Here is a 7,485-nt window from a genome sequence, read left to right as displayed (position 1 = left end):
CCCGACCCTGGCGGAGGTCGTGGAGACGCTCGCGACGATCCCCAAGCGCGACCTGCCCTGCCATCTCGCGGACTGGCTTGACGCCCTCGACGAGACCGGGCGCTGGGCGCTGCTGAAGCTCGTCACCGGCGCGATGCGGATCGGCGTCTCGGCCCGGCTGGCGAAGACCGCGGCCGCGGCGCTCGGCGACAAGGACCCGCACGACATCGAGCTGGTGTGGCCCGGGCTGGCGCCGCCCTATTCCGCGCTGTTCGCCTGGCTGGAGGGCCGCGGCGACAAGCCGGTCATTCTCGACCCGGCGCCGTTCCGCCCCGTGATGCTGGCGCACGCGGTCGAGGATGCGGACTTCGCCAACATGAATGCCGCCGATTACATCGCCGAGTGGAAATGGGACGGCATCCGCGTGCAGGCCGTCGCCGGCCGCGATGCGCACGGGAATGTCGTGGCGCGGCTCTACTCGCGCACCGGCGAGGACATCACGGGCAGCTTTCCGGACCTTGCGCCCGCGCTGCATCTGCCCGGCGCGATCGACGGCGAGCTATTGGTCGTGCGCGACCGCCGCGTGCAGAGCTTCAACGTGCTGCAGCAGCGGCTCAACCGCAAGGTCGTCTCAGCCAAGCTGACGCAGGACTATCCGATCCATCTGCGCGCCTACGACCTGCTCGGCGAGGGCGAGGAAGACCTGCGCACCCTGCCCTTCGCAGCGCGCCGCGCGCGGCTCGAATCCTTCATCCGCAGGCTCGACGACCCGCGCGTCGACCTGTCGCCGACGATTCGCTTCGACAGCTGGGAGGCGCTGAAGGCCGCGCGCGCCGATCCGGCCAGCGCCGGCGCCGGCGAGGACACCGACGCGGTCGAGGGCGTGATGCTGAAACGGCGCGAGGCGCCCTATCTGCCGGGCCGGCCCAAAGGCGAATGGTGGAAATGGAAGCGCGACCCGCACATCATCGACGCCGTGCTGATGTATGCGCAGCGCGGCCACGGCAAGCGCTCGTCGTTCTATTCGGACTACACGTTCGGGGTCTGGACCGCAGGCGAGGACGGCGACCAGCTCGTGCCGGTCGGCAAGGCCTATTTCGGCTTCACCGACGAAGAGCTGTTGCAGATCGACCGTTACGTCCGCCGCAACACCACCGACAAATTCGGGCCCGTCCGCCAGGTCGTGCATGAGCCCGACCAGGGGCTGGTGCTGGAGGTGGCGTTCGAGGGATTGCAGCGCTCGACCCGGCACAAATCCGGCGTCGCGATGCGCTTTCCGCGCATCAACCGGCTGCGCTGGGACAAGCCGCCGCGCGAGGCCGATCGGCTGGAAACGCTGGAGCGGCTGCTCGTCTCCGAGGCGAACGAGGCGCAGGAGGGAGCTTCGTCACCGCGTTAGTTAGCGCGACATGGCATTCGGACGGATCGCTGCGCGGATCGACCGGACCGTTCTGCGAGTCCTTGATCTTGTAGAATTGCTCGGTCGCCTGCTCCAGGAGCGCCTGCAGCCTGTCCTTGCGCATCTCCTCGATGACGTCGTTGACGGCCTCGATCAGCTGTTCTCGCCGGCACGCACCGCCACCGCGTATCGCTCCTGGCGCCGTTGCTGGCTGATCGTCCTGGGGAAATCCTGCTCGGAGACGAGCTCCCTGAAGCTCAATTCCCCGGCGCCATATTGCAGCTCGGCGCCGCGCGCGAGCGGCGTGTCGATCATGGCGAGATCGACCTCGCCCTTGGCGGCGTCGGCGATCATCACCGCGCCGTCGTCATAAGGCCGCACGCTGAAGTGGCCCGGAAACTTCCGGCGCGCGGCCGGCGGGCGCCGTCCCGGTTCCACGCGCCGTTCCTGAGAGCGGCGCGGTCGGCGCAATGCAGCCATTGACGGCTTCGGCCGGGTTCCCCATGTGTCCGTCGGCGGTGTAAGCTCGCCGCGGCATCCGACAGGAGACATCGATGGCCAACGACACCCGCTTCAACGACCCCCGCGGATTGCCGGCGCCTGCCGATGGCCTCACCCGCTTCCTCGGCGGCTCGCCGCTGGCGGTGGCGTTCCGGCTGATCCTGCTGTCGATCCTGGTCGGCGTGGTGCTGGCGGCAATCGGGTTCGACCCCTACAACATCATCCGCAGCATGCAGCTCCTGTTCCAGCGGCTCTGGGACCTCGGCTTCGACGCGATCAACTGGGTCTGGCGCTACTTCCTGCTCGGTGCCGTGATCGTGTTCCCGATCTGGCTGTTGTCGCGCATCTTCGCGCCGCGCGGCCGCTGATCGCGCCGATGCGGGTGCAGTTCGTCGGCTGCGGCGACGCCTTTGGGTCCGGCGGCCGGCGGAACACCTGTATGATAAGTCCGTCAGGAATCATCTCAGCCTGGCGACGCTTGAGGCGCATCTTTCCGAGATCGGGCCGAAGCGGCTGATGCTGACCCACATGAGCGACGACATTCTGGGCCGGCTCGACTCGCTGCCGCATGCCGCCGCGCATGACGGCCTGGTGGTCGAATTGTAAGGAGCGATCGAGCCGATGGAACAACGCTCCCTGCATCTGCAGACCAAGATCACGACGGCGCGGGTGTTCGCCATCGCAGGTCCCGCGATGGTCGCCAATCTGACGACGCCGCTGATCGGCGTGGTCTCGACCACCGCAATCGGCCGGCTCGGCGATCCCGCCCTGCTCGGCGGCGTCGCCATGGCCTCGGTGATCTTCGACTGCCTGTTCTGGCTGTTCGGCTTTTTGCGCATGAGCACGGTCGGCTTCACCGCGCAGGCGCTCGGCGCCGGCGAGCGCGACGAGCTGCCGGCGCTGCTCGCGCGCGGGTTGGCGGTCGCGGCGCTGATCGGTCTTGCGCTGATCGCGCTGCAGGTGCCGCTCGCGACCATCCTGCTGCAGATGATGGGCGGCAGCGAGACGGTGACGCGCGCGGCCCGGACCTATCTCATCATCCGCATCTGGTCCTCGCCGCTCGCGCTTGCGAACTACGTGGTGCTCGGCTGGCTGATCGGGCAGGCCCGCGCGGGGCTGGCGCTGACGCTGCAGATCGCCATCAACCTGATCAACGTCGCGCTGACCGTGCTGCTGGTGCTGGCGCTCGACAGGGGGATTGCGGGCGCCGCCACCGCCGCGGTGATCGCGGAAGCCGCCGGTCTCGGCATCGGCCTCGTGATGGCGCGGCGGCTGGCCGGATCGCTGCTGGTGCCGCGCGCGCAACTGTTCGACCGCGCCCCGCTGATGCGGATGCTCGCGGTCAACCGCGACATCATGATCCGCACCGCCGCGCTGATCGCCGCGTTCCTGTTCTTCACCGCGCAGGGCGCCCGCGCCGGCGACGTCACGCTGGCGGCCAACGCGGTGCTGAACAACTTTCTCCTGATCAGCGGCTTCTTCCTCGACGGCCTCGCCAATGCCGCCGAGCAGATCTGCGGCCAGGCCTTCGGCGCCCGCGACCGGGCCGCCTTCTCAACCGCGACCCGGCTGGTGGTGTCCTGGGGCTTCGGCTTCGCGCTCGCGGTCGCGATCGTGTTCGCACTCGCCGGCCCCGTGCTGATCGACTTCATGACCGCGAGCGAGAACGTCCGGGTCGCCGCGCGGGCTTTCCTGATGTTCGTCGCGGTCTCGCCGCTGCTGTCGGTGTTCGCCTTCGTCTTCGACGGCGTCTATATTGGCGCAACCTGGGCGCGCGACATGCGCAACCTGATGGTGCTCTCGCTCGTGATATTTCTTGGCGGCTGGCTGGCGCTGCGCCCGTTCGGCAATGCCGGGCTGTGGGGCGCACTGCTCGTGTTCTACGCCGCGCGCGGCGGCCTCGAGGCCGCGCGCTATCCGTCGCTGCTGCGGAGCTCGTTTGCGAAGACTTCGTAGCTGCGCAGGGTGGGCCAGAGCTTTTTCGTTCCGATGGAATCGTTGGTAGGCACGGCGCTCCGCGCCCTGGCCCACCCTACACCTACTACTGCCTACGCCGGCCAGTCCTCGGCGGTGATGGTCGCGGCATCGGCGCCGACGATCTCCGACAATTGTTCACGCCCGGTGCGCAGCAGCGTGGCGGTGAGATCGCGCTTGATCTCGTCGATCAGGCCGATGCCCTTGTAGACCAGCGACGAATAGAGCTGGACCAGGGTCGCGCCGGCGCGGATCTTGGTCAGCGCGGCGCCGCCGGAATCGATGCCGCCGACGCCGATCAACGGAAAGGCGCCCTCCACCCGCACATAGGTCTCCGCCACCATCCGGGTCGACAGGCGAAACAGCGGCCGCCCGGAGAGGCCTCCCGCCTCCTTGCCGCGGATCTGCTCCCGCAGCGTCGAGGGCCGACCGATGGTGGTGTTGGCGACGATCATGCCGTCGACCCGGCGCGAGCGCGCGACATGCACCACCTCGTCGAGCTCGGCGAGGCTCAGATCCGGCGCGATCTTGAGCAGCACCGGCGTGTCGCCGGCCTGTTCCCGCACCCGCTCGCGCGCATCGATCACCTTGGCCAGGAGATCGTCGAGGATATGCGCCTGCTGCATGGTGCGCAGGCCGGGCGTGTTCGGCGACGACACGTTGACGGTGAAATAGCTCGCGACCGGCGCGAACGTCTCGATCAGCCGCACATAGTCGCCGACACGGTCGGGCGAATCCTTGTTGGCGCCGACATTGACGCCGATGATGCCGCCGAGATTGGCGCGCGCGGCGAGGCGGCGCAGCACGGCCTCGGCGCCGTCATTGTTGAAGCCCATCCGGTTGATCACCGCCTCGTCGCGGTCGAGGCGAAACAGCCGTGGCCGCGGATTGCCTCCTTGCGGGCGCGGCGTCACCGTGCCGATCTCGACGAAGCCGAAGCCGAAGCGCAGCAGCGCGTCGGCCACCTCGGCGTTCTTGTCGAAACCTGCGGCCATGCCGAGCGGATTGGGAAAATTCAGCCCGAACGCGCGCACCGCGAGCTTGGGTTCGTCGGCAGGCGGCCGCAGCGGCGGCAGCAGTTTCAGGCCCTGCACCGCCAGGCGATGGGCGTCCTCCGGATCGAGCCAGCGCAGCAGCGGCAACGACAACGAGAGAACGTTGAGCGCCCGGATCACGGCTTCAGCTCCGGGATCAGATGCGTGCCGTCGGGCCGGGCGTGCAGCTCGAGCACGGCCCGCACCGCGCCGAGGTCGAGCTCGCCATACAGATGCGGGAACAATTCGCCGTTGCGGGAAGGCTCCCAGCGCAGCGCGTCGCCGAGCGCATCGGCATCCACCTCGACCAGGAACAGACCCTTCAGGCCAAAAAAATGCCGGCGCGCGGTCTCCGCGACCTGCGACGCGGTCGAAAAGTGAATGAATCCGTCCCGTGCGTCGTCGGCACTGCCGCGATAGACGCCCTGCCGCTCGGCCTCGCGCCACGCGGATGCGGAACAGATTTTGTAGATGGTGCGCACGAAATCCTGATTGGACGACTGGAGGTTTTTCGTTTCCGGACTGGTGGGGGACCGTATCGGCGCCCTTCCGGCAACTCAAGGGCGACGGCACACCTCTTGCCGGATCAGGGGAAAAGGGATTTCATTGAGGGAATAATTCCTAGAAAATCCTTCCCTGGGCCGCTCAAGCAGCGGCAATGGCGATGGCAAAGCAGGCCAAACCCGCACGCCTTTTGACTCATGAGCAGATCTGGGCTGCACTCGATCGGCTGGCGGCGCGGGCCGAGCTGTCGCCATCGGCGCTTGCCAGGCGCGCCGGGCTCGACCCCACCACCTTCAACAAGTCCAAGCGCATCACCGCGGAGGGACGCGAACGTTGGCCGTCGACGGAATCAGTGGCAAAAGCGCTCGCCGCCACCGGCAACTCGATCGACAATCTCGTGCAGCTCATCGGCGACGGCGGCCAAAAGGCAGTGCCGTCGGTGCCCTTCATCGCGCTGGCCCAGGCGGCGGATCGCAGCCTGATCGACGACCGCGGCCAGCCGACCGGCAAAGGCTGGGGTGAGGTCGCGCTGCCGGCGTTGGACGAGGATCACGCCTTTGCGCTGGAGATTTCGGGTGACGCGCTGAGCCCCGCCTATCGCGACGGCGACGTCATCCTGGTCTCGCCGTCCACCGCGATCCGCCGCGGCGATCGCGTGGTGGCACGGACGACGGCGGGCGAGGTGATGATCGGCGAGCTGAAGCGGCGGACGGCGAAGACGGTCGAGCTGCAACCGGTCACAGCCGCGCAACCGGACCGCACGCTCGCCGCGGCCGATGTCGAATGGGTCGCGCGGATCGTGTGGGTGAGGCAGTAGCGCGGTCGAGCCCCCTTTGCTGCCACTGCGGCTCAAGACTGCGTGCCCGAGCCCCATCACAAACTCACTGTCATCGCTCGGCTCGACCGGGCGATCCAGCATTCCAGAGACGTCAGTGCATGAATCGATAGCCGCGGCGTGCTGGGTCGCCCGATCAAGCCGGCGACGACAGGCTTTATGCTCCTGGATGACCAACACCAACTGATGACCACTCCCGCAGCTGGCTCTTGGATCGTTCCTGCCGTGCCGCCGGCAAGCGGCGACACATTCAGCTCGCGTAGTCCGGCTCCTTGCGATCGAGGATGCGTTTGAGTGCATCGAAGTGCCGCTGCGAGGGGCCTGGATTATATCTGGGCCCGCCCGAGAACTCCTGCTTGGTCTTCTCGACCACGGCATCGGGCATCTTCTTCAGCGGTTGGCCGGTCCACATCGCGTAGATCTGCACCTGGGCGACGCGCTCGGTGTAGTAAAGCCGGTCGTAGGCGTCGGCGACGGTGGCGCCGACCGTGGTGACACCATGATTGGCCATGAACAGGACCGTCTTGTTGCCGATCACGCCGGCCAGCCGCTCGCCCTCGGCCGGATCCATCGCGGGCCCGGTGTACTCGTCGTCATAGGCAATGGCGCCGGACAGCCCGACCTCGGTCTGGCCGATCTCCTTGATGCGCGGGTCCTCGAGCCGGGTGAGCGCGCTGGCATAGGGCATGTGGGTGTGAAACACGGCCTTCGCCTGCGGCAATGCCTTGTGGATCGGGGCGTGGATGCAATAGCAGGAGCGCTCCACGTCGCCGGCGCCGCTCTTGACCTCGCCGTCGTCGAGGCCGACCTCCATGAACGAGGACGCCGTCACCTCGGACCAGTGCATGCCGAACGGAATCTGGTAGTAGCGGTCGGTGCGGCCCGGCACCACGAGCGTCAAATGGTTGAAGATGCCTTCGTGAAACCCGTGCATGTAGGCGAGCCGATGGGCGGCCGCGAGATCAACCCGTGCCTGCCATTCCTCGGCGCTGCATTCCGACAGCGTCTTCGGCGAAACCCTGAACTGCATAGACGTCTCCCTGCTGACCCGTGTGGCGTGAACGACACTATAGCGTCGTTCACGCCAATGTTTGGCTGAAATTGCAGCGCATCTGCCATCTCGATTTGCAAGCTTTTTCAGCCGCAATCATGCGATGATGCGGCGCAAAATGAGCAACGAGCGGGTCATGGCAGGCATGGCTGGGACAAACGGAGCAGGTCCTGGACGACCGACAACAATTGCCGTCATCGGCCTCGGC

General features: G+C 67.3%; 9 protein-coding genes and 1 pseudogene. 5 read left to right on the top strand and 5 right to left on the bottom strand.

All coding sequences use genetic code 11. The annotated features are described in order from the left end of the window. Positions 1-1,378 (top strand): cisplatin damage response ATP-dependent DNA ligase (locus JOY90_RS38105; RefSeq protein WP_291696233.1); only part of this gene is annotated, 1,378 nt, incomplete at its 5' end. A 153-nt stretch (positions 1,379-1,531) separates the two neighbouring features. On the opposite strand, the gene JOY90_RS38100 is transcribed toward JOY90_RS38105, so the two are convergent. After that, positions 1,532-1,816 (bottom strand): hypothetical protein, encoded by a 285-nt coding sequence (locus JOY90_RS38100; RefSeq protein WP_291696232.1) that lies wholly within the window; start codon positions 1,814-1,816, stop codon positions 1,532-1,534. Positions 1,817-1,932: 116 nt separating this feature from the next. Between JOY90_RS38100 and JOY90_RS38095 the strand changes: the two genes are divergently transcribed. The 3 genes and pseudogenes from JOY90_RS38095 to JOY90_RS38085 all read left to right on the top strand — a co-directional run bounded on the left by JOY90_RS38095 (position 1,933) and on the right by JOY90_RS38085 (position 3,835). Next, a complete protein-coding gene (locus tag JOY90_RS38095) occupies positions 1,933-2,247 on the top strand; it encodes a DUF6460 domain-containing protein (protein ID WP_291696231.1) in 315 nt (104 codons plus the stop codon). A 64-nt stretch (positions 2,248-2,311) separates the two neighbouring features. Continuing rightward, positions 2,312-2,485: pseudogene (locus tag JOY90_RS38090) on the top strand (MBL fold metallo-hydrolase); the annotation flags it as partial. Between the two features lie 15 nt (positions 2,486-2,500). After that, a complete protein-coding gene (locus JOY90_RS38085) occupies positions 2,501-3,835 on the top strand; it encodes an MATE family efflux transporter (RefSeq protein WP_291696230.1) in 1,335 nt (444 codons plus the stop codon). A gap of 92 nt (positions 3,836-3,927) precedes the next feature. On the opposite strand, the gene JOY90_RS38080 is transcribed toward JOY90_RS38085, so the two are convergent. Further along, positions 3,928-5,028 carry a quinone-dependent dihydroorotate dehydrogenase gene (locus tag JOY90_RS38080; protein WP_291696229.1) on the bottom strand — a complete coding sequence of 367 codons (1,101 nt, stop codon included), beginning with the start codon at positions 5,026-5,028 and terminating at the stop codon, positions 3,928-3,930. Next, a complete protein-coding gene (locus tag JOY90_RS38075) occupies positions 5,025-5,369 on the bottom strand; it encodes a DUF952 domain-containing protein (protein WP_291696228.1) in 345 nt (114 codons plus the stop codon). Before JOY90_RS38075 ends, JOY90_RS38080 begins: the two co-directional genes overlap by 4 nt. A 182-nt stretch (positions 5,370-5,551) precedes the next feature. Between JOY90_RS38075 and JOY90_RS38070 the strand changes: the two genes are divergently transcribed. Continuing rightward, positions 5,552-6,208, top strand: coding sequence for a helix-turn-helix transcriptional regulator (locus JOY90_RS38070; RefSeq protein WP_291696227.1), 657 nt, complete (start codon positions 5,552-5,554; stop codon positions 6,206-6,208). A 268-nt stretch (positions 6,209-6,476) separates the two neighbouring features. Here JOY90_RS38070 and JOY90_RS38065 read toward each other — a convergent pair whose 3' ends face one another. Next, positions 6,477-7,256, bottom strand: a complete 780-nt coding sequence (locus JOY90_RS38065) for a class II aldolase/adducin family protein (RefSeq protein ID WP_291696226.1) — start codon at positions 7,254-7,256, stop codon at positions 6,477-6,479. 49 nt (positions 7,257-7,305) lie between these two features. Beyond that, the coding region (locus JOY90_RS38060; RefSeq protein ID WP_291696225.1) for a hypothetical protein at positions 7,306-7,485 on the bottom strand (180 nt) is incomplete at its 5' end.

Origin of the sequence: Bradyrhizobium sp. (assembly GCF_019242285.1) — a bacterium.
Classification (GTDB): Bacteria; Pseudomonadota; Alphaproteobacteria; order Rhizobiales; family Xanthobacteraceae; genus Bradyrhizobium.
The sequence above is the reverse complement of the archived record's forward strand: the minus strand, read 5'-3'. Positions and strand labels throughout refer to the sequence as shown.

What these genes read in the sequence shown, in the direction of transcription:
- JOY90_RS38095 (WP_291696231.1), top strand. Translation starts at nt 1,933, where the DNA reads ATGGCCAACGACACCCGCTTCAACGACCCCCGCGGATTGCCGGCGCCT.
- JOY90_RS38065 (WP_291696226.1), bottom strand. Translation starts at nt 7,256, where the DNA reads ATGCAGTTCAGGGTTTCGCCGAAGACGCTGTCGGAATGCAGCGCCGAG.
- JOY90_RS38070 (WP_291696227.1), top strand. Translation starts at nt 5,552, where the DNA reads ATGGCAAAGCAGGCCAAACCCGCACGCCTTTTGACTCATGAGCAGATC.
- JOY90_RS38085 (WP_291696230.1), top strand. Translation starts at nt 2,501, where the DNA reads ATGGAACAACGCTCCCTGCATCTGCAGACCAAGATCACGACGGCGCGG.